15 protein-coding genes and 1 pseudogene are annotated in these 18,062 nt (G+C 60.7%); 8 read left to right on the plus strand and 8 right to left on the minus strand.

Going from position 1 to position 18,062, the window contains the following annotated elements; all coding sequences use genetic code 11:
- Positions 1 to 2 precede the first annotated feature (2 nt).
- Positions 3 to 863, plus strand: a pseudogene (locus B0H98_RS17195) (lysylphosphatidylglycerol synthase transmembrane domain-containing protein); the annotation flags it as partial.
- Between the two features lie 66 nt (positions 864 to 929).
- Here the strand turns inward: B0H98_RS17195 and B0H98_RS17200 are convergent.
- Positions 930 to 1,787, minus strand: coding sequence for a RibD family protein (locus B0H98_RS17200; protein WP_340162383.1), 858 nt, complete (start codon positions 1,785 to 1,787; stop codon positions 930 to 932).
- Between the two features lie 52 nt (positions 1,788 to 1,839).
- On the opposite strand from B0H98_RS17200, the gene ribA reads away from it, so the two are divergent.
- Entirely contained in the window at positions 1,840 to 2,946 is a 1,107-nt protein-coding gene (gene ribA / locus B0H98_RS12940) for a GTP cyclohydrolase II RibA (protein ID WP_106375487.1), read from the plus strand.
- 12 nt (positions 2,947 to 2,958) lie between these two features.
- Here the strand turns inward: ribA and B0H98_RS12945 are convergent, their stop codons facing one another.
- The 4 genes from B0H98_RS12945 to B0H98_RS12960 are packed head-to-tail and all read right to left on the minus strand — an operon-like array spanning position 2,959 to position 8,066.
- The gene (locus B0H98_RS12945) at positions 2,959 to 3,735 is read right to left on the minus strand and encodes a creatininase family protein (protein WP_106375488.1); all 777 of its coding nucleotides are present in this window, start codon (positions 3,733 to 3,735) and stop codon (positions 2,959 to 2,961) included.
- A gap of 56 nt (positions 3,736 to 3,791) precedes the next feature.
- Positions 3,792 to 4,580 (minus strand): FkbM family methyltransferase, encoded by a 789-nt coding sequence (locus B0H98_RS12950; protein WP_106375489.1) that lies wholly within the window; start codon positions 4,578 to 4,580, stop codon positions 3,792 to 3,794.
- Positions 4,580 to 6,550 carry a glucans biosynthesis glucosyltransferase MdoH gene (mdoH, locus tag B0H98_RS12955; protein WP_106375490.1) on the minus strand — a complete coding sequence of 657 codons (1,971 nt, stop codon included), beginning with the start codon at positions 6,548 to 6,550 and terminating at the stop codon, positions 4,580 to 4,582. The genes B0H98_RS12950 and mdoH overlap by 1 nt, the downstream gene beginning before the upstream one ends.
- A complete protein-coding gene (locus tag B0H98_RS12960; protein WP_106375491.1) occupies positions 6,543 to 8,066 on the minus strand; it encodes an OpgD/OpgG family glucan biosynthesis protein in 1,524 nt (507 codons plus the stop codon). Before B0H98_RS12960 ends, mdoH begins: the two co-directional genes overlap by 8 nt.
- A gap of 206 nt (positions 8,067 to 8,272) precedes the next feature.
- Between B0H98_RS12960 and B0H98_RS12965 the strand changes: the two genes are divergently transcribed.
- Complete coding sequence (locus B0H98_RS12965; RefSeq protein WP_106375492.1) at positions 8,273 to 9,871, plus strand: alkaline phosphatase family protein; 1,599 nt, start codon at positions 8,273 to 8,275, stop codon at positions 9,869 to 9,871.
- Positions 9,868 to 11,286, plus strand: a complete 1,419-nt coding sequence (locus tag B0H98_RS12970) for a mannose-1-phosphate guanylyltransferase/mannose-6-phosphate isomerase (RefSeq protein WP_106375493.1) — start codon at positions 9,868 to 9,870, stop codon at positions 11,284 to 11,286. The genes B0H98_RS12965 and B0H98_RS12970 overlap by 4 nt, the downstream gene beginning before the upstream one ends.
- Positions 11,287 to 11,289: 3 nt before the next feature.
- Here the strand turns inward: B0H98_RS12970 and B0H98_RS12975 are convergent, their stop codons facing one another.
- From B0H98_RS12975 to B0H98_RS12985, 3 genes are all read right to left on the minus strand, one after another.
- Positions 11,290 to 12,228: a lysophospholipid acyltransferase family protein gene (locus B0H98_RS12975; protein ID WP_106375494.1), complete on the minus strand. Its 939-nt coding sequence runs from the start codon at positions 12,226 to 12,228 to the stop codon at positions 11,290 to 11,292.
- 3 nt (positions 12,229 to 12,231) lie between these two features.
- Positions 12,232 to 12,630: a DUF4870 family protein gene (locus B0H98_RS12980; protein ID WP_106375495.1), complete on the minus strand. Its 399-nt coding sequence runs from the start codon at positions 12,628 to 12,630 to the stop codon at positions 12,232 to 12,234.
- A 104-nt stretch (positions 12,631 to 12,734) separates the two neighbouring features.
- Positions 12,735 to 13,115: a VOC family protein gene (locus B0H98_RS12985; RefSeq protein ID WP_106375496.1), complete on the minus strand. Its 381-nt coding sequence runs from the start codon at positions 13,113 to 13,115 to the stop codon at positions 12,735 to 12,737.
- Between the two features lie 43 nt (positions 13,116 to 13,158).
- Between B0H98_RS12985 and B0H98_RS12990 the strand changes: the two genes are divergently transcribed.
- From B0H98_RS12990 to B0H98_RS13005, 4 genes are all read left to right on the plus strand, one after another.
- Positions 13,159 to 13,794: a class I SAM-dependent methyltransferase gene (locus tag B0H98_RS12990; RefSeq protein ID WP_244183146.1), complete on the plus strand. Its 636-nt coding sequence runs from the start codon at positions 13,159 to 13,161 to the stop codon at positions 13,792 to 13,794.
- 138 nt (positions 13,795 to 13,932) lie between these two features.
- Positions 13,933 to 15,306 (plus strand): MFS transporter, encoded by a 1,374-nt coding sequence (locus tag B0H98_RS12995; protein ID WP_106375498.1) that lies wholly within the window; start codon positions 13,933 to 13,935, stop codon positions 15,304 to 15,306.
- A 107-nt stretch (positions 15,307 to 15,413) separates the two neighbouring features.
- A complete protein-coding gene (locus tag B0H98_RS13000; RefSeq protein WP_106375499.1) occupies positions 15,414 to 17,186 on the plus strand; it encodes an acyl-CoA dehydrogenase in 1,773 nt (590 codons plus the stop codon).
- A gap of 48 nt (positions 17,187 to 17,234) precedes the next feature.
- The gene (locus B0H98_RS13005; protein WP_106375500.1) at positions 17,235 to 18,008 is read left to right on the plus strand and encodes an enoyl-CoA hydratase-related protein; all 774 of its coding nucleotides are present in this window, start codon (positions 17,235 to 17,237) and stop codon (positions 18,006 to 18,008) included.
- Positions 18,009 to 18,062: the final 54 nt, after the last annotated feature.

Below are 18,062 nucleotides of genomic sequence, written 5' to 3' on the forward strand. Positions count from 1 at the left end.
CTATGGCCATCAAACCGGTACTGCGCTCGCCCTGGGTGCAGCGGCTATTGATCAGTGCCGGTTTGCTGGGGGCGGTTGCGCTATTTGTCGAGCCGCGAGAAGTCATCGCGCAGGTGGAGCGGCTATCGGCGGGTTGGGTGGCGCTGGCACTACTGATCAGCGTGTTTCAGATCATGCTGAGTGCTTGGCGCTGGCAGTTTACCGCCCGGCAGGTGGGCGCACCGCTACGCTTCACCTATGCCTGGCGAGAGTACTATCTTGCGCTGCTGGTCAATCAGCTACTGCCCGGCGGAGTTCTTGGCGATGCCGGGCGTGCTCACCGTCATGCGCGCCAGGCCGGTTCGCGCGGCAGTGCCTGGCGGGCGGTAATTATCGAACGTACCTCGGGGCAGGTGGCGGTAGTGATCCTGACACTGGCCGCGCTGCTGCTCTCGCCGCTCTGGCACGCGGTGCTTGGCTGGCAGGTAAGCCTTTCGATGGTAGGGGGAATGCTACTGTTGGGCGTGGTCATCTGGCAGGGGCTTTCGCGCCTGCCGTCACGCAAGTTGCCCAAGTGGTATCACTCCATGGCGGTAGATATCAAACGCGGGCTGTTCAGCCCCGGCGTGTGGCATCTGCAGCTGGGTTCTTCGCTGGCGATCGTGGCGAGCTATGGCCTGGTAATGGTATGCGCCGCACGGGCAATTGGCGTGGACATTGCCGCCATTGAGCTGCTGGCGCTGGCGCCGGTGCTGCTTATGGCCATGCTGGTGCCCCTTTCAGTCGCAGGCTGGGGGCTTCGCGAAGGGGCAGCGGCGGCCACCTGGGTGCTGGTCGGGCTGCCCTCCGCCCAGGGCGTGGCGATTTCGCTCGCCTACGGCGTGCTGGTGCTGCTTTCAAGCCTGCCGGGCATCTGGGTCGCGCTTGACCGGCGCCACCGCGCTCAACCTTCAGGCGAAGGCGGCGGCGCGCAGCAGCACGTCAAACAGCGTGTCGTCGCCGCATCGGAATCGACGCATGGTAGGGCGCAGCGCACTCTCGAGCGTCTCGATGGGCGTCATTTGAAGTCCCGGTCTGCCCGAGCCAATCAGCAAGGGGGCGACCAGCAGGTGCAGGCGGTCAATGGTGCCCGCCTCGATGAACTGGGAAACCGTGATGCCGCCCCCTTCTACCAGAATACGCTCAAGGCCGTGCCGGTTGAGCAGGGCAATGACATCGCTCGGCGCGAACTGCCCCTGAGCGTTGAGCGGCAGCACGCACCGGCTGACCATCGCGCCCGCCGGTGCAGGCGACACCTCCGGCCCCACAATGTGCAGGGTAGGGGCCAATTCTTCATGAAACAGTTTGAGGTTGGCGGGCACGCGGCCCCGGGGGTCCAGCACTACCCGGGCCGGGTGAGCGCCGCTCACATGGCGTACCGTCAACTGGGGGTCGTCGGCACTGGCGGTGCCGGCGCCCACTACCACGGCATCCGCCAGGGCGCGAAGGCGGTGCAGGTGCACCAGGCTTTCAGGACCATTGATGTAGTGCGAATGGCCGCTTTCCGTAGCAATTCGCCCATCCAGGCTCTGGCCAAGCTGGGCGATAACCCAGGCCGAACGGCTTGCCAGCGGCATCAGGCAGTCCAGCAGTTCGGCGGCCTCGGCTGTTGCGCTGTTAGCAGAGGCGGCGACGCTGCTTCCCTGACGCAGGGTCAGCAGCTGTTGCCAAGCGGTATCCAGCGTCAGCCGTATAGAACCATTTTGACCAGGGGTGTCAGGCATAACGCCTCCACGTTGAAAAAACCGTCTTATCTTGCGGGGCAGCATGGCTCAGCGCAAGCGTACTCTATCTGCTGTACCGGGCAATTAGGAGGCCTATATGTATCACATTGAACGCGCTATTTTCGATATTCGCCGTGGGTTGCCGGTCGTACTCAATACCGGCGAACAGCGTCTTCTGGTACAGGCACTGGAAGGCAGTGACTCGGTCAATACCCTGGCGAAAATGGCAGGCTCACGCCCATCGCTGGTACTCACGCGCCACCGGCTGGAAGCCATGGGCATGTCGCTGACCGCAGAAGCCGCCTGCCTGCCGCTGGTGGAGGACATCAGCGAAAGTGATCTGCAGACGCTGGCGGTCATGCAGGGCACTCACCGGCCTTCGCATTCGCTGCTGAGCGGCCTCAAACCGGCAGGGCCCGGGGAGCGCGGGGCGGTCACCCTGATGCGCCGGGCGCTGCTGATTCCTGCAGCGCTGTGTGCTGACATCAGCGAACAGGCAGCGGCGTCGGTGGCCGAGGATATTGCCTCGGGCAAACTGCTCGAGATCGATGCCAAGGAGGCCGAAAAGTGTCTGGCCGGGGCGCCGGGAATGCTCAAGCGTGTCAGCGAGGCGAGTATTCCACTGGAAGATGCCGCGGAAAGCCGCTTCGTGCTGTTCCGCGAACCGGATGGCCTGCGCGAGCACGTGGCGGTGGTGATTGGTCAGCCTGAAAACATGGCAGGTGCGGTGCCGCTGCGCATGCATTCGGCCTGCCTGACCGGTGATCTGTTTGGTAGCCTGCGCTGCGATTGCGGTGAGCAGCTGCGCAATGCCGTGGCGGATATCCAGGCCATGGGAGGCGGGGTGCTGTTGTATCTGGCTCAGGAAGGGCGCGGTATTGGTCTGGCCAACAAGCTGCGCGCCTACACGCTGCAGGATGGCGGGCTGGATACCGTAGACGCCGACCAGGTGCTGGGCTTTGGCGACGATGAGCGCCAGTACGCGGTAGCGGTAGATATGCTCAATGCACTGGATATCTCACAGGTGCAGCTGTTGACCAACAACCCGCTGAAAATTTCCGCCCTGCGCGAAGGCGGCATTGATGTGGTATCGCGCCAGGCCCTTTACGGCAGCGTCACCGAGCAGAACCACCGCTACCTGAGCGCCAAGGCCAGCCGAGCCGGCCACTTTCTGGGTGACGTGCTGGAAAAGAGCAGCCGCTAAGCGGCGAGCAGGTTATCCACTCGTGAAGGCTGGCAGCCGGGCAGTTTCGGCTATTACGTCTGCAAGCTTTGCAGCGTAGTGGTTCACCAGCCGTTCACCGAGCGCTGCATCGGCCTGCTGGGCGTCGCCTGCCACGCCATGCTGGCTTAGATCTTCGGCAAGCCAGGCGAAGGCGGCGGCGCCTTCCGGGCCTACCAGGGGGTTATCCGGCAGCCTGCCCAGCGGGGCGGCTTGATAGCCTTCCAGGTTAACCGAAGCGGGCGCCAGGTAGTGCATCATGGCAGTTTCCAGAAGCCCGCCGTGTAGCCCGTAGCGCAATTCGTCAGCGTCAATCGCGCCTTCCAGCGGCGGCAGCCGCGTATAGGTCGCCTTGACCACCCGCATATTGAAGCGTTTGCGAAGCGTCAGTGCCGCCAGATCCATGATGGCCTTGTTACCGCCGTGGCTGTTGATCAGTACCAGGCGTTTGATACCTGCTCGTGCCACGCTTTCGCCGTAGGCTTCCAGCGTGGCGATGGCCAGCGGCGCCGGCAGGCTGAGCGTGCCGCCAAAGCTTGCATGCTCATCGCTTGCGCCTACGGCAATGGTCGGCAGGCAGACAACCTCCAGCGCCGGGTCCAGCTTTTCACGCAGGGCGCGCATCAGCCCCTCACCAATGATAAGGTCGGTGCCCAACGGCAGGTGGGTGCCGTGCTGCTCGATGGCACCCAGTACCAGCACGGCCACCGGGTCGCGCTCGGCAAGGGTTGCCAGCGCGGGGGCGGTAAGCGTTTGCCAGTCATGAATCATGAGCGTCAGCCCCTTGCAATAAGCGTTTGGAATCTGTCAGGTTAGCATTTGAAGGGCTATCGAGCGCGTGGTCGGCTCACAGCCGGATGGTCGGCCCGACAAGCGTAAAGATCACCCGAGGCCAGGCCATCGGCCTGGCGAGTGAACCACTCACCGATGGCCTCGGGCGTTTGCCAGGTTGGCCAGTGAAACTCGCGCTGTTCGCCGGCAATGGCATTGAAGCGGTAATCGCCCAGCCCGTTTAGCTGGGCAACGCAGGCGTGACCAACGTCGAGCGCTCCGGCCACGAACTCCACCGAAAGAGCGGCCACCGGCCGACTAAGGCCTGCCAGCACCTCGGCTTCGTAGCCCTCGACATCTATCTTGATAAAGCTGGGTTCGCCGTACTCGTCGATCAGTTGATCCAGGGTAGTGATGGGCACGCGCAGCTGCTGTTCCCAGCGCACCTTGCGAAAGCTTTCGTTACGCTCGCCAATCTGGTCGCGCCAGCCATGGGCCAGGGTGGAAAGCGTCGGATTGCGGGTGCTGATGGCGATATCGGCAAAGCCGGGCGCGGGGCCGGCGGCCAGCGGCAACAGCGTCACCGTCGGGTGGCGGATAATACGCTGAAACCATTTGGCCAGTTCAGGCTGCGGCTCCAGCGCGATTACTCGGGCACCCAGGGCGTGAAATGCCGCGCTGCGGTCACCCAGATGGGCACCGATATCAAACGCGATATCCCCAGGTGCGATAAAGGGCCGATAAAGGCGCTGCAGGCTGCTTTGCCTGCCGGGGCGCCAGTAGACCAGCAGCGAGCGGGCAACCCCGCCTGCGCTGCCGATCTGATGCAGAAGATGCTGCAGCATCAATGGGGTTCCTTCGCTGCAGGCGCTGCTTGCACTGCGCTGAACTGGGTAAGCGACTGGCTGGGCATTTCACCTATAAGCTCAGAGGGCAGGGGCGTAAGCCGCGCATTGGGCTCAACCACGAACGGGTGGGGTTCGCTGCCGCGCTGCATCAGCGCGTTGAAGTCGTCCAGCAGTACCGGGCTAAGGCTGGTGCTTGGCGTTTGCAGCAACCCAAAGCGACGATTGAGCACGCCTCCCCAGGTGCTGCTGCTGGAGTACTTGATAATCGGCACCGCTACCACAAGGCCCAGCCAGGCCGGCGTCAGCCAGCCAAAGGCCGGAGCTGAAAACAGCATGACGCTGCCCGCCCAGGCAATACCACAGAGTGTCATCCAACCAGCGTGCTGCCAGACTTCTTTCCAGGGCAGCGAGCGCTCGCCGCGAGGCTGGGTTTGCCATTCGATAGAGCGGCCCAGCAGTACGTTAATGATAAACAGGCTGTGCCAGGCCATCATCAGTGGCGCAATCAGGGCGGCAAAGAGAATCTCCAGCAGTGCGCTTGCGAGCAGTTTTCCCCGGCCGCCAAAGGCGTGGGGCGACTGGAAAAAGGCCAGCAGCAGGCCCAGCAGTTTCGGCGCGACCAGCATGCCCAGCGTAATGGAAAGCAACCCGACCGAAAGCGACCTGGGAAGCGCCTGCGCGGGCGGCGCGTCAATGGCGTGATAGCCCACCAGAATGCTTGAGCATACCAGCAGGCCCAGCCAGACCAGCGACGACAGATAGGCAAATGCACCGAACAGAAAGTGCAGGCGGCTTACAGGATGCAGGCCCGCCCCGGTAAGTAGGCGCAGATGTTGCAGGTTGCCCTGAAGCCAGCGGCGGTCACGCTTGGCAAAGTCGAGCATGTTGCTGGGCATGGCTTCAAAGCTGTTGTGCGAGGCGCTTGCATACGGGTTACGCCGGGATACGGCGGTTGTGGCCGTGGTATCCAGAAGCACCTGCCAGCCGCTGCGCTTGAGCAGCGCTGCCTCGACAAAGTCATGGCTGAGGATTTCCCCACCCAGCGGCGGCTTGCCAGGCAGCGTGGGCAGGCCAGCACTGGTCATGAAGGCGCGAGTACGGATGATCGCGTTATGCCCCCAATAGTTGGCCGCATCGCCCTGCCAGAAGCTCTGCCCGGCGGCCAGCATGGGGCTGTAAAGCGCCGAGGCGAACTGGGTAAACAGGCCAAACAGGGTGCGCTGGCCTACCGGGATGGGTACGGTCTGGATCAGCCCCACGCCAGGCTGTTGCTGCATGCGATGCACCAGGTTCAAAAGCGTAGCGCCGCTCATCAGACTGTCGGCGTCGAGCACGACCATATAGTCGTAACGCTGCCCCCAGCGGCAGCAAAAGTCGGCTATGTTACCCGCCTTGCGGCCCAGATTGTTCTCCCGGCGGCGGTAGTGAACGGCAAGCTGTCCGGCCAGACGCTGCTGCAGGGCCGCCACGTGGGCGGCTTCTATTTCGGCTTTTTCAAGATCTTGGGTATCGCTCAAGATGAATACTTCAAAGTGTTCGCTGAGCGGCGTCTCAAGGTGCTGATGAACGGCGTTTGCCTGCTCCAGAAGCGAGCGACAGGTGGCTTCAAGCCCTGCAATGGTTGGCAAGGGGGGCTCGGCGTAAATGGGCATGACCAAGGCTGTGCGGCTTTCAAGCGTATGGTCGTCCGGTGAAAGGGCGATCTGCTTGCGCAGGCTAAGCGGATCGAGTCGCAGAGCGCTTACCACGAAACCCAAAATGGCGCCCCAGAAGGCCAGGGCGATCCAGGTAAACGTCAGCGCAAACAGTACCAGCGTAATGATCTGCCAGCCCACTCCCAGCCCGGAAACCACGCGATTGAGCGCCAGGCAGCCCGCTATGCTGGTCAGCACCACCAGCACGGCCAGAAGGGCACGGCGAAGCCCCAGGCCCGGAATCAACGGGGTCGTTTCACTAATCTTATGCATCGGGGTACCACACGTAGTTCCAGGTTTCGCTAATCGGCTCCCCGTTCAGCATTAAACGCAGCCGAAGATCGCTGGGCTCGCCCGAGGCGGGGATGCGGAAGCTGGCTCGCCAGGCGTTATCGGAAAGTGACGTTACCTGAGGGATCAGAACGTCACCCTTTTGGGTGCTGATATCCAGCGTGACCGGTGCATCCGGGGCAATTCCCTCAAGCGCACCGCCTTCGAAATCAACGATGAACTGACGCTGCGGGTTGTGTTCGCTCGCCTGACCAAGCCCCCATAGACCGCCGTGACGGGTACGTACCACGCGGCCCAGCGTCAGTTCCTGAGGGTTATCGTTCAGCGTATAGGTGTGATAGTGAAGCTTGCGCGTATCGCCAGCTTCAAGCGGCTCGTCGGCGACCCAGTAGGCCACGATATTGTCGAAAGTTTCATCCTCGGTGGGAATTTCCACCAGCTCGACACGGCCGGCACCCCATGGCGCGATAGGCTCGACCCATTGACTTGGCCGACGATGGTACTGCGCTTCCATATCCAGATAGCGGTCGAAATCGCGCTCGCGTTGCATCAGCCCGAACCCACTCGGGTCGTTGTCCAGAAAACTCGACACGCGCACTGCATCAGGGTTGCTGAGCGGTCGCCAGATCCACTCGTCAGCGCCGGTATGCATCAGAAGGCCGTCTGAATCGTGTACCTGGGGTCGGAAATCATCCTGGCGTTCGTGGCTCGCCTCGCCAAAGGTATACATGCTGGTGAGCGGGGCAACGCCTAGTTTGGCGATATCGTCACGGGCGAACAGCTGGGCTTCCACTTCGGCATCGGTCTGTTCGCCCGGGCGCAGGGTGAAGCGGTAAGCGCCGCTCAGCGAGGGGCTGTCCATCAGGGCAAGCAGAACGATCTCCTCGGCATTCGCGTCCGGTTTGTAGAGCCAGAACTCGCGAAAGGCAGGAAACTCTTCACCTTCAGGAGAAGCCGTGTTGATGGCAAGCCCACGGGTTGAAAGGCCGAATACCTGATCCTTGCCCACTAGACGAAAATAGCTGGCACCGAGAAAGACAGCGAACTCATCGGCGTACTCTTCGCTGTTGAGCGGGTAGTGCAGCCGGAATCCTGCATGGCCGCTGCCGCTCAAATCCTGCTCAAGCAGCGCTTTGGCATCGCCATCGTATTGAAAATCGTCGGCGGAAAAGGGCAGCGGGGAAACGGTGTCGTTATCGATGATATTAAGGGTAACCGGCGCCTTGAATAAAAAGCCGCTATGAAACAGCTGTAAATTGAATGGGCTTTCATCACGCCAGTAGGCGTGGTCTGGAGCAAAGCGGATCTGCCGGTAGGTATCGTAACTCAGCTCTTGCAGCACTTCGGGCAGTCTTTCTTCAGGCGCTTGATAAGCCTTTTCAGCAAGCATCTGGGCCTGGTCGATGACTGCGTCATAATGCCTGTCGTCAGCATTGGCAGGTAACGCTGCAAGGCCGCCAAGCAGTAATATCCATTTTCCAGTATTCGTACACCGCATAGGCGAGTTCCTTTCGATAGCAAGCCTGAAGAGAATGAGCCAACACTAATTCAAACGTGTTTTTTTGAACAAATATTATACGCTTAGTGCTTAATGCACACTGTGTATTTACTCCCTGGTCGTTACTACGACGCTTTTCAGCTGAAAGTTCAAGATGGTTCAGACAGAAGTTGGCTTTCACTCGTTGAAATAATAATGAGAGCGATATGTTGCGATTATTGTTAGGTGCATTGGCACTCAATTTGCTGCTGGTTGCGCCTTTATGGTGGCGCTTCGGCATGATTGGCCACCCCCTTGTTGCCTGGGAAGCGTGGATCATTGTGCCGCTGATGCTGATATTGCCAATAGGGCCGTTTCGCCGCCTGATGAGCGTTGCCCTGGTCAGTTGGGTTGCCCTGGCGACGGTGGCCAATGTGGGTGACGCAGCCACTCAGATGGCCTTTGGAAGGCCGCTAAACCTCTATTTAGACACCCCTTTAATACGTTCCGTTTATCATTTGCTTGTAGGTAATGTAGGCCAGATATGGGCCATTTGCGCAATGCTTGCCGGTGCGGTTTTGCTATTGGGCACCCTGTGGGTACTGGTGCGACTTTTGACGCCAGCGCACACTTTACCAGTGAATCGCTTTAAAGGTGGCATGGCACTTGGATTGGCTGTGCTGGCAACCTGCCTGGCGGCTGGCCATCTATCTAAAAAACTTGTCGTGCCTCAGGCGGCGCTGCCGATGATCGAGGCAACACGCTTTCAGTGGCAGCAGATAGTGACGACACACCGTGCACGCCTGGCGTTTGCCGAACAGCTTGAAACCGAGCCGCTACAAGCCCGCGCCCTGCCAGGGCTTGAAGGGCGTAACGTGCTGCTCACCTTCGTGGAATCCTATGGTGTCTCGGCGATCAACGATCCACGCTATAGCCACGTACTCTTGCCTACGCTCTCTACCATGCAGCAGCGCCTGGACGCGCGCGGGCTTCACGTGGTGTCCGGGCTTCTAGAGGCGCCCATCCGCGGCGGGCAGTCGTGGCTTGCCCACGCTACGCTTCTCAGCGGACGGTGGGTGGATAACCAGCTCTGGTATCGGCTGATGCTGAGCACCCATAGTCCCACGCTGATCGATGATTTCAAGGCGACCGGTCAGCGCACGCTGAGCATCATGCCCGCGATTACCCTGGCCTGGCCGGAAGGCGAAGCGTACGGCTTTGATGACATTGTAGTGGCCAGGGATATCGATTACGCAGGCCCGCCGCTTAACTGGGTCACCATGCCCGATCAGTTCACCCTCGACTATACCCAGCGCCATCTGCTCGGCGACTCGCCGGTGTTTGCCCAGATGGCGCTGATCTCAAGCCATGCACCCTGGACACCCATCCTGCCGGTAATAGAGGATTGGGACACGATTGGTGACGGCACGGTTTTCGCGCCCTGGGAAAATGCCGGCGATTCGCCGGAAGTGCTTTGGCAGGATATCGAACGGATTCGCGATCACTACGCCTGGTCAGTCGACTACGCTGTAGAGGTAACCGGGCGCTGGGCGGAGCGGGTGGTGGACGATAATACCCTGCTGATCGTGCTGGGCGATCACCAGCCAGCACCCCTGATCACCGGCGATGAGGCCAGTGCCGCGGTGCCGGTGCATATCATCAGCGGCGACCCAGCATTGCTCGCGCCGTTCTACGCCCATGGGTTTGTGGATGGCACTCTGCCCGATGTGGAAAACCCTGAAGGTGCCGCCAGAATGAGCCAGCTTCGCCACTGGCTGCAGGACGGTTTTGGCGCGGACGCTTTGCCTACAAGGACGACACCATGATTCAGCCGGTAATTTTATGTGGGGGTAGCGGTACACGGCTGTGGCCGCTCTCCCGCGAGCAGATGCCCAAGCAGTTCTTGCGACTGACCTCCTCTCTGAGCTTGCTGCAGCAGACCCTTGTCCGGCTGGAGGGTTTGACCACCGCGCCGCCTATTATCATGGCGCATCAGGCACACCGCTTTCTGGTCGCCGAGCAGCTGCGCGAGCAGGCGCAGCAGGCGCAGCAGGCGCGTATCGTGCTGGAACCTGAAGGGCGTAATACTGCCCCGGCGATTGCCTGTGCGGCACTGCTGGCACTTGAGGCCGGCGACGACCCGCTGCTGCTGGTATTACCCGCTGATCATGCGATTGGCGATGAGACTGCTTTTCAAAAGAGCGTCACCCGCGCCGTCGCGCTGGCCGAGCAGGGCTATCTGGTGACATTTGGCGTGGTGCCCACGCACCCGGAAACCGGCTATGGCTACATTGCCTGCGGCGAGGCACTGGGCGATGGGCATAAGCTTTCCGCCTTTATCGAGAAGCCGGATAGCCAGCGTGCCGCGAAACTGATCGAGCAGGGCAATACGCTGTGGAACAGCGGCATGTTCCTGCTGCGGGCGTCGAGCTATCTTGAGCAGCTTGAGCGTCTTCAGCCGCAGATGCTTTCAGCCTGCCGTGATGCAGTGATCCGGGCACAGAGCGATCTGGATTTTCTGCGCCTTGATGAGCAGGCGTTTACAGCGTGTGCATCGGACTCCATCGACTACGCAGTGATGGAGCACTGCGAAAACGCGGCGGTTATCCCGTTGGACGCCCAGTGGAGCGATATTGGCAGTTTCGATGCGCTATGGAGTATCGGCACGCCAGATGAAGCGGGGAACGTTACCCGTGGCGATGCGCTGCTGAACGCAACCGCCAATTCACTGGTAATGGCTGAGCACCGGCTGGTGGCTACGCTGGGGGTTGCTGACCTGATCGTAGTGGAAACGCCGGACAGCGTGCTGGTGGCCCATCGTGACCGGGCTCAAGAGGTGAAGCAGCTGGTGGCAATGCTTACCCAGGCCGGGCGCAGCGAGCCGTGCTCATCGCCTGAAGTGCACCGCCCTTGGGGTAGCTTCCAGGCAATTGATAGCGGTGGGCGCCATCAGGTCAAACATATTACCGTCAAGCCGGGGGGCAGGCTCTCGCTGCAGCGCCACCATCACCGTGCTGAGCATTGGGTGGTCGTCAGCGGCACGGCGCGAGTAACGGTAGATGAGCGCTGCTTCCTGGTGAGCGAAAACCAGTCAACCTATATCCCTATTGGCACGCTGCATCGCCTTGAAAACCCCGGCAAGATTCCATTAGAGCTGATCGAGGTTCAGTCCGGGGCTTATCTGGGCGAAGACGATATCGAGAGATTTGATGACGTGTACGCTCGACAAAGCGATGAGTAGCGCTCAGTAAAGCCGAAAGCTTTTGGCCTTGGGATGCCCCTGCTGCTCTTCAACGACCTTGCGGTAGCGCTTGTACTCCCACTGGTACTGAGCCGGGTCGAGGGCAATGGAGGCTTCTACGCTTGCATTCACGCCGCTTGCGGACGCTACTTCATCTTCGCTGTAGACCCGTTCGTCGGCATCCAGAAAGTGAATCGCAAAGCCGCGGCCGGGTAGGCGCAAGGCAACGCCGGTCACCACCCGCGCCTGGGTGCGTGCTACCAGCTTGGGTAGAAGCGTCGCGGTATAGGCATTGCGGGTGTAGAACGGGGCGAAGACGCCGCTGCCCCAATCGGGCTCCTGGTCGGGCAGAATACCGATGGCTTCGCTACGCTTGAGTGCCTTGAGCAGTGCCGCCACGCCACGTGAATTGGTAGGTACCAGCTTGGCGCCCATGCGCTCGCGCCCGTGACGAATGACTGGTTCCAGAGCGGCAATCTTGGGGGGCTCGTACATGGCGGTGAACGGGAAGTGGCTGGAAAGCCAGAAATTGAGCACTTCCCAGTTACCAAAATGGGGGGCCAGTACAATCACTCCACGGCCTTCCGCCCGGGCGCTGTCCAGCTTTTCGCGACCGTGCACTTCCAGAATGCTGGCCTCGATACGCTCGGGCTCAGCCATCCAGGCGAAGCCCAGCTCCATCATCGTGGCGGTGGAGTGGCGTAGACTCTGCTTGGCCATGGCGCGTCGGGTATGGGTGTCAAACTCTGGATAGACCGCCTTGAGATTGAGCTCCGTTACCCTGCGTTCGCGCTTGCTGAAATGATAGACCAGTGGTCCCACCAAAGACGCAAAGCGCCAGAGCTTCGGCAAGGACCAGCCGGAGAGGGTATTCCACAGCCAGCTGATAATGCTCGCCCGGTCAAATGGACGACGCCTGGAGGAGGAAGCCTTATGTTCCATTGATTAAATCAGCCAGCTATCCACGTTGGCGGGGGCACGCTGTTCCTGTAGTGCCTTGAAGCCAATGACACAGCGGATGATGATCCAGGCAGCGAGTGCAAAAAAGAGGACGAATCCGATTAAAAACAGCGTTAGAAACAAGGCAATACACGCATACACGAAGCCTATCCAGAACGTGCGGATTTGGTAACGATAGTGCTCATCAAGCCAGGCAGGGCCTTTACCACGATATACATAGGCGATGATGACACCTATAACCATGGTGAAACCGACTAGAAAACTTGCCAGATAAAGGCCGTAATTCACCATTGCCATGGTGGTATCCGGTTTTTTGACGGAGGAGTCTTGATGGGGCTCGTTATGCACTACTTCGCCCTCGATTGACGTATCGTTATCGCGCATGGTCACTCCTGTTGCATGCTTTTAAACTAAGCATTCTGTGGCTTTTCGAGCGCGCTATAATAGCGCGCATAGCAATGCTTATCATCTAAGCAGAAGGTTTTTTCTTAACGCGCCGGGCGGCAGATTTCCAGCAGATTGCCGTCGGGGTCGCGCAGGTAGACGGATTCAATAGCGCCGTTGGCACCCTGGCGCGCCACCGGGCCGAGCTCGACCTCAATGCCGAGTGCATCCAGGTGCTGCTTGAATTCATCCAACGGGAGCTGGCAGCGCAGGCACAGATCCAGGCTGCCCGGCGTAGGCGTGGCGGAAATGGGCGCTATATCCGTATCGGTCTGATGCAGCCTGAGGGCCGTATCACCCAGCATCAAGTCGACCCGCTGCGCATCGCGGTAGCGCACGTCGAGCCCCAGAACGCGTGAATAGAAGTCGACGGCGCGACCCATATCCGTCACGGTAACAACAAGATGGTCCAGTCCTGTGAGCATGCTACTTTCCTTAATTCAAAACCCGAAACCCGAGAAGACGACGATGCGATGCTGCCCGCTATGCGATGCAACGACGGTTACTCACTATCACCAGGATCGTCGTCGTGATTACTATCAGTGTGGCACGTGCCAGCTGGTGTTTGTGCCGCCGGAGCAGCATTTAAGTGCTGCCCTTGAAAAAGCCGAATATGACCGGCACCAGAACTCCCCCCATGATACGGGATACCGGGACTTTTTAGGGCGTTTGTTTACCCCCCTGCTGGCAAAACTGCCCGCCGGAGCCTGCGGCCTGGATTTTGGCGCAGGGCCGGGGCCAACGCTTTCGGTAATGTTCGAAGAAGCAGGCCATCCCATGGCCATCTACGACGTGTTCTATGCACCCGACCCAGAGGCACTGCGAAAGCCCTATGGGTTTATTACCGCCACCGAAGTGCTCGAGCATCTGGCCCGGCCGGGGCAGGTGCTTGCCCAACTGCTTGGGCAACTCGAGCCCGGCGGCTACCTTGGGGTGATGACCAAGCGTGTGAGCACTAAAGATGCCTTTACCCGCTGGCACTACATCAATGATCCGACCCACGTGTGCTTTTTCAGCGAAGCGACCTTCACCTGGTGGGCACAAAAGCATCATCTGGCAGTCGAATTTCCTGGCAATGACTGCGTTATTCTACAAAAACACTGATCTATCGCGCCACGGTGTGAAAAAGCGTTGACTTTATGCTATCCAAGGCAATAATTGCGCGCCCGTTGACTGCCTGCCTGCGGTACAGGAGGTGAAAACGGAGCTTCTTGGCAACTCGTTAGGCAAGGTGAGGTTTTCATGTCGCGGCAACTACTGGCCATGGCGCTTGCGCCCCTGTTGGGCCTGTTCATTCTGGGGATCGGGAACGGCTTTCTGGCCACCCTGATCACGGTACGCCTGGACGCGGCGGGTGAATCCGCAACGGTCATCGGGATTGTATCGTCGGCCTACTTTATCGGTCTGGCGTTGGGCGCGATGTTCAACGACCGGCTGCTGCTGCGCATCGGCCATATTCGCGCCTATGGCAGTTTTGCCTCGCTGGTAGCAGTGACGGTACTGCTGCAAGGGCTGTTCTTCGACCCCTGGGCCTGGTTTGTGCTGCGCCTGATTGGCGGTTGGGCAACGGTAGGCGTTTATCTGGTCATCGAAAGCTGGCTGCTGACGGCAGGCGAGCAGAAGGTTCGTGGCCGTCTGCTGGCGCTGTACATGATTTCGCTCTACGCCGCCGGCGTTATCGGCCAGCTGCTGCTGGGCGTGACCAATGCCATGGGTGTGACCGCGCCGTTCATGGTGATCGGCATGCTCGCCTCGCTTTCGGTATTGCCCATGGCGATGATTCCACGCGTCTCGCCCTTGATTGAGCACGCCGAGCCGCTGCCGCCGTACCGGCTTATCATGCTCACTCCCACCGGCGTGGTGGGCAGTCTGGGTTCGGGCATGGTGGTTGCCGCCGCTTACAGTCTGCTGCCGCTTTATCTGCAGCGTATCGGCATGAGCGTCAATCAGGTGGGGCAGATGATGGCGCTGGTGATTCTGGGCGCGATGCTGCTGCAGTACCCCATAGGCCGCTGGTCCGACCGCCACGACCGCCAGATGGTGCTGATCGGCATCAGCGGATTCTGCGTGCTGATTTCTGCCGCCATGCTGTGGCTGCCGCTTTCCACACCGGTGCTGGCAGTGCTGCTGTTCCTGCTGGGCGGTGGGGTCTTTGCCCTCTACCCGGTGGCGGTAAGCCACGCTGCCGACCGTGCCCCCGCCGGTGCACTTGTGCGCATGAGCCAAGGCCTGTTGCTGATCAACTCGATTGGCGCCACGCTCAGTCCGCTGATGATTTCGCCGGTGATGACCGCCGTGGGCGACGCCGGGCTGTTCTGGTCGTTTGGTGGGCTTAGCCTGGTATTTCTTCTGTTCTTCTCCTGGCGACGCCATATGCGCCCGGCGCCCATGCCGGTGGCCCCGTTTACTGCTACAACACCCATGACGGCCGCTGGAGCAGAGCTGGTGATTACCGAAGAGCTTGTTCAGGGGGCGCTTGAGCACGAGCACCTGGAGGATCTCTCCGAAGCGGTGCCTGATGTGGACGTGGCAGAGCCCATGGTCGGCCCACCCGCCGAAGAGGAGGCGCACATCACCTATTATGACGATGTAGAGCAGGTAGGCGTGCGTAAATAGCCCGCGTCTGAGACGTTGGGCTAATGGTGTGGTCTGAGGTGAGAAACTACTATCGGACATAGTGCCAACTATCAAACGACTGTTTTATTCTTCATCAAGGGGTTGCCATGAACCACTACGCCGCGCCGGTACGCGATCTGCGTTTTGTGCTCGAAGAGTTGCTCGGGCATCGCTCGCTCAGCCTGCCCGACTTCAGCGATACCACCCCGGACGTGGTGGAGGCGGTGCTGGATGAAGCAGCCAAGCTGGCCGGTGATGTCTGGGGGCCGCTGAATGCTACCGGTGACCGGGAAGGGGCCAGGCGCCAGCCCAATGGCAGCGTCACCATTCCCGAGGGGTTTGCGGCGGCCTATCAGGCCTATGTCGAAGGTGGCTGGAACGGAATCGGCGTCTCCGAGGCGCTTGGCGGCCAGAACCTGCCCGAGGTCGTCGCCAGCGCCGTTCAGGAAATGCTCCACGGCGCCAATATGGCGCTGGGCCTCTGCCCGATGCTGACCGCCGGTGCTATCGAGGCGCTGGCGCATCACGGCAGCGAAGCGCTCAAGGCTATCTACCTTCCCAAGCTGGTGGAGGGGAGCTGGACCGGCACCATGAACCTGACCGAACCCCAGGCGGGGTCGGACCTTTCCAAGGTGCGTACCCGGGCCGTGCCGGAAGGCGACCACTACCGCATCAGCGGCCAGAAGATCTACATTACCTGGGGCGAGCACGACGCCGCCGACAACATCATTCATCTGGTACTCGCGCGTAAACCCGATGCCCCCGAAGGCAACAAGGGCATTTCGCTGTTTCTGGTGCCCAAGTTCCTGGTCAATGCCGATGGCTCACTTGGTGAGCGTAACGATGTGGTCTGCGCTTCCATCGAGCACAAGCTGGGCATCCACGGCTCACCTACCTGCACCTTGAGCTTTGGCGAGCAGGGCGGGGCGGTAGGTTACCTGGTGGGCGAAGAGGGGCGCGGGTTGAACCACATGTTCACCATGATGAACGAAGCGCGCCATAAGGTAGGTATTCAAGGCATTGGTGTGGCCGAGCGCGCCTGTCAGCACGCCCTGGCCTACGCCCGTGACCGCCAGCAGGGCCGCCTGCCTGCCGCTCGCGGTGGACAGGAGTGCCCCATCAGCGAACATCTGGATGTTCGCCGCATGCTGCTTTCCATGCGCGCACGCACTGACGCGCTGCGTGCCCTGGCGCTCTACTGCGCCGCCCAGCTGGATATCGCCCGCCATGGCGACGAGCCGAGTGCGCGCCAGGCAGCCCAGGCCCGCGCCGAGGTGCTGATTCCCGTGGTCAAGAGCTTCTCGACCGACCAGGCGGTGGAGATCGCCTCAACGGGCATTCAGGTGCATGGCGGCATGGGTTACGTCGAAGAGACGGGGGCCGCTCAGCTGTTGCGCGATGCGCGCATCGCGCCGATTTACGAAGGCACCAACGGTATTCAGGCGCTCGATCTGGCAGGGCGCAAGCTGCAGCGCGACCAGGGCGAGGCGTTTGGCGGCTTGCTAAGCGAGGTGGCCGCCACGGTTGAAAAGCTGAAAGCACATGCGGAGCTGGCGCCTTTAGGGCAGGCTCTGGCCGCGGGGCTTGAGGATCTGACCGCCGCTCAGCAGCAGGTGCTGACAGAAGGCCGAAACCCGGATACCGGCCCCGATGCCGTTCAGGGCTACGCCACGCCCTTTTTGACCCTGACAGGCCACGTGCTATGTGCCTGGCAAATGGGCTTGGCCGCGCTCAGCGCTCAGGCTGCCATCGAGCAGGGCAGCAGTGATTCCTTCTATACCACCAAACTGCAGAGCGCCCGTTTCGCGATTACCCAGTGGCTGCCCGTCGGGCGCGCCCAGCGGTCGGTAATCGAGGCAGGGCTTGAGTGTTTGCGCTAGGGTGGAAAGGTACGCCCGCTAACCTCGCATAACAATCAAGGAGCCAACATGAGCGAAGCAGTGATTGAAAAGGTGGATAACGATGGTGTGGTACGGTTGACCATCAACCGTCCCAAGGCACTTAACGCACTGAACAGCGAAGTGCTCGTCGCGCTTGAGTCGCATCTCACCGAGCTTGAAGCCCAGACCAACCTGCGTGCCGTGCTGATTACCGGTGCAGGGGAGAAGGCCTTCGTGGCCGGTGCCGATATCACCGAGATGCGCGACAAGACCCCGGAAGAGGCGCGCGCCTTTGCAAGCCAGGCGCTGCGCACCATCAAACGTCTGGAAACGCTGCCGGTGCCGGTGGTCGCGCTGGTGAACGGGTTTTGCCTTGGCGGCGGCTGCGAACTGGCGCTGGCCTGCGACTGGGCGGTAGCAAGCTCCAACGCGGTGTTCGGCCAGCCCGAAGTGCTGCTGGGCGTGATTCCTGGCTTTGGCGGCACCCAGCGCCTGCCGCGCCGCGTTGGCCCGGCCATGGCGATTGATCTGATCACTACCGGGCGCAAGATCGATGCGGTGGAGGCACTGCGTATCGGTCTGGTCAATCGTGTCATGCCCCAGGCCGAGCTTGAAAACTATGTGGAAGAGCTCACCAAACAGCTCAAAGGCAACGGCCCGCAATCCGTACGTGGCGCCAAGCAGGCCGTTCACGACGGCATGGATCAGGATCTGGACAGCGCTCTGGCGCTGGAAACCGCGCTGTTTGCCGTCTGCTTTGCAGGGGAAGAGCAGAAAGAGGGCATGAGTGCCTTTGTCGAGAAGCGCAAGGCCAACTTTTAAGCGCAGGCGTTGATCAAAAAAGAAGCGGGCCCTTGGCCCGCTTCTTCCGTTTTG

Source organism: Vreelandella songnenensis, from assembly GCF_003002925.1.
GTDB classification, from domain to species: domain Bacteria; phylum Pseudomonadota; class Gammaproteobacteria; order Pseudomonadales; family Halomonadaceae; genus Vreelandella; species Vreelandella songnenensis.

Excerpts from the sequence above, each read along its gene's own strand:
- B0H98_RS17200 (WP_340162383.1), bottom strand. The coding sequence starts at position 1,787 with ATGCTGCCCCGCAAGATAAGACGGTTTTTTCAACGTGGAGGCGTTATG.
- ribA (WP_106375487.1), top strand. The coding sequence starts at position 1,840 with ATGTATCACATTGAACGCGCTATTTTCGATATTCGCCGTGGGTTGCCG.
- B0H98_RS12945 (WP_106375488.1), bottom strand. The coding sequence starts at position 3,735 with ATGATTCATGACTGGCAAACGCTTACCGCCCCCGCGCTGGCAACCCTT.
- B0H98_RS12950 (WP_106375489.1), bottom strand. The coding sequence starts at position 4,580 with ATGCTGCAGCATCTTCTGCATCAGATCGGCAGCGCAGGCGGGGTTGCC.
- mdoH (WP_106375490.1), bottom strand. The coding sequence starts at position 6,550 with ATGCATAAGATTAGTGAAACGACCCCGTTGATTCCGGGCCTGGGGCTT.
- B0H98_RS12960 (WP_106375491.1), bottom strand. The coding sequence starts at position 8,066 with ATGCGGTGTACGAATACTGGAAAATGGATATTACTGCTTGGCGGCCTT.
- B0H98_RS12965 (WP_106375492.1), top strand. The coding sequence starts at position 8,273 with ATGTTGCGATTATTGTTAGGTGCATTGGCACTCAATTTGCTGCTGGTT.
- B0H98_RS12970 (WP_106375493.1), top strand. The coding sequence starts at position 9,868 with ATGATTCAGCCGGTAATTTTATGTGGGGGTAGCGGTACACGGCTGTGG.
- B0H98_RS12975 (WP_106375494.1), bottom strand. The coding sequence starts at position 12,228 with ATGGAACATAAGGCTTCCTCCTCCAGGCGTCGTCCATTTGACCGGGCG.
- B0H98_RS12980 (WP_106375495.1), bottom strand. The coding sequence starts at position 12,630 with ATGCGCGATAACGATACGTCAATCGAGGGCGAAGTAGTGCATAACGAG.
- B0H98_RS12985 (WP_106375496.1), bottom strand. The coding sequence starts at position 13,115 with ATGCTCACAGGACTGGACCATCTTGTTGTTACCGTGACGGATATGGGT.
- B0H98_RS12990 (WP_244183146.1), top strand. The coding sequence starts at position 13,159 with ATGCGATGCTGCCCGCTATGCGATGCAACGACGGTTACTCACTATCAC.
- B0H98_RS12995 (WP_106375498.1), top strand. The coding sequence starts at position 13,933 with ATGTCGCGGCAACTACTGGCCATGGCGCTTGCGCCCCTGTTGGGCCTG.
- B0H98_RS13000 (WP_106375499.1), top strand. The coding sequence starts at position 15,414 with ATGAACCACTACGCCGCGCCGGTACGCGATCTGCGTTTTGTGCTCGAA.
- B0H98_RS13005 (WP_106375500.1), top strand. The coding sequence starts at position 17,235 with ATGAGCGAAGCAGTGATTGAAAAGGTGGATAACGATGGTGTGGTACGG.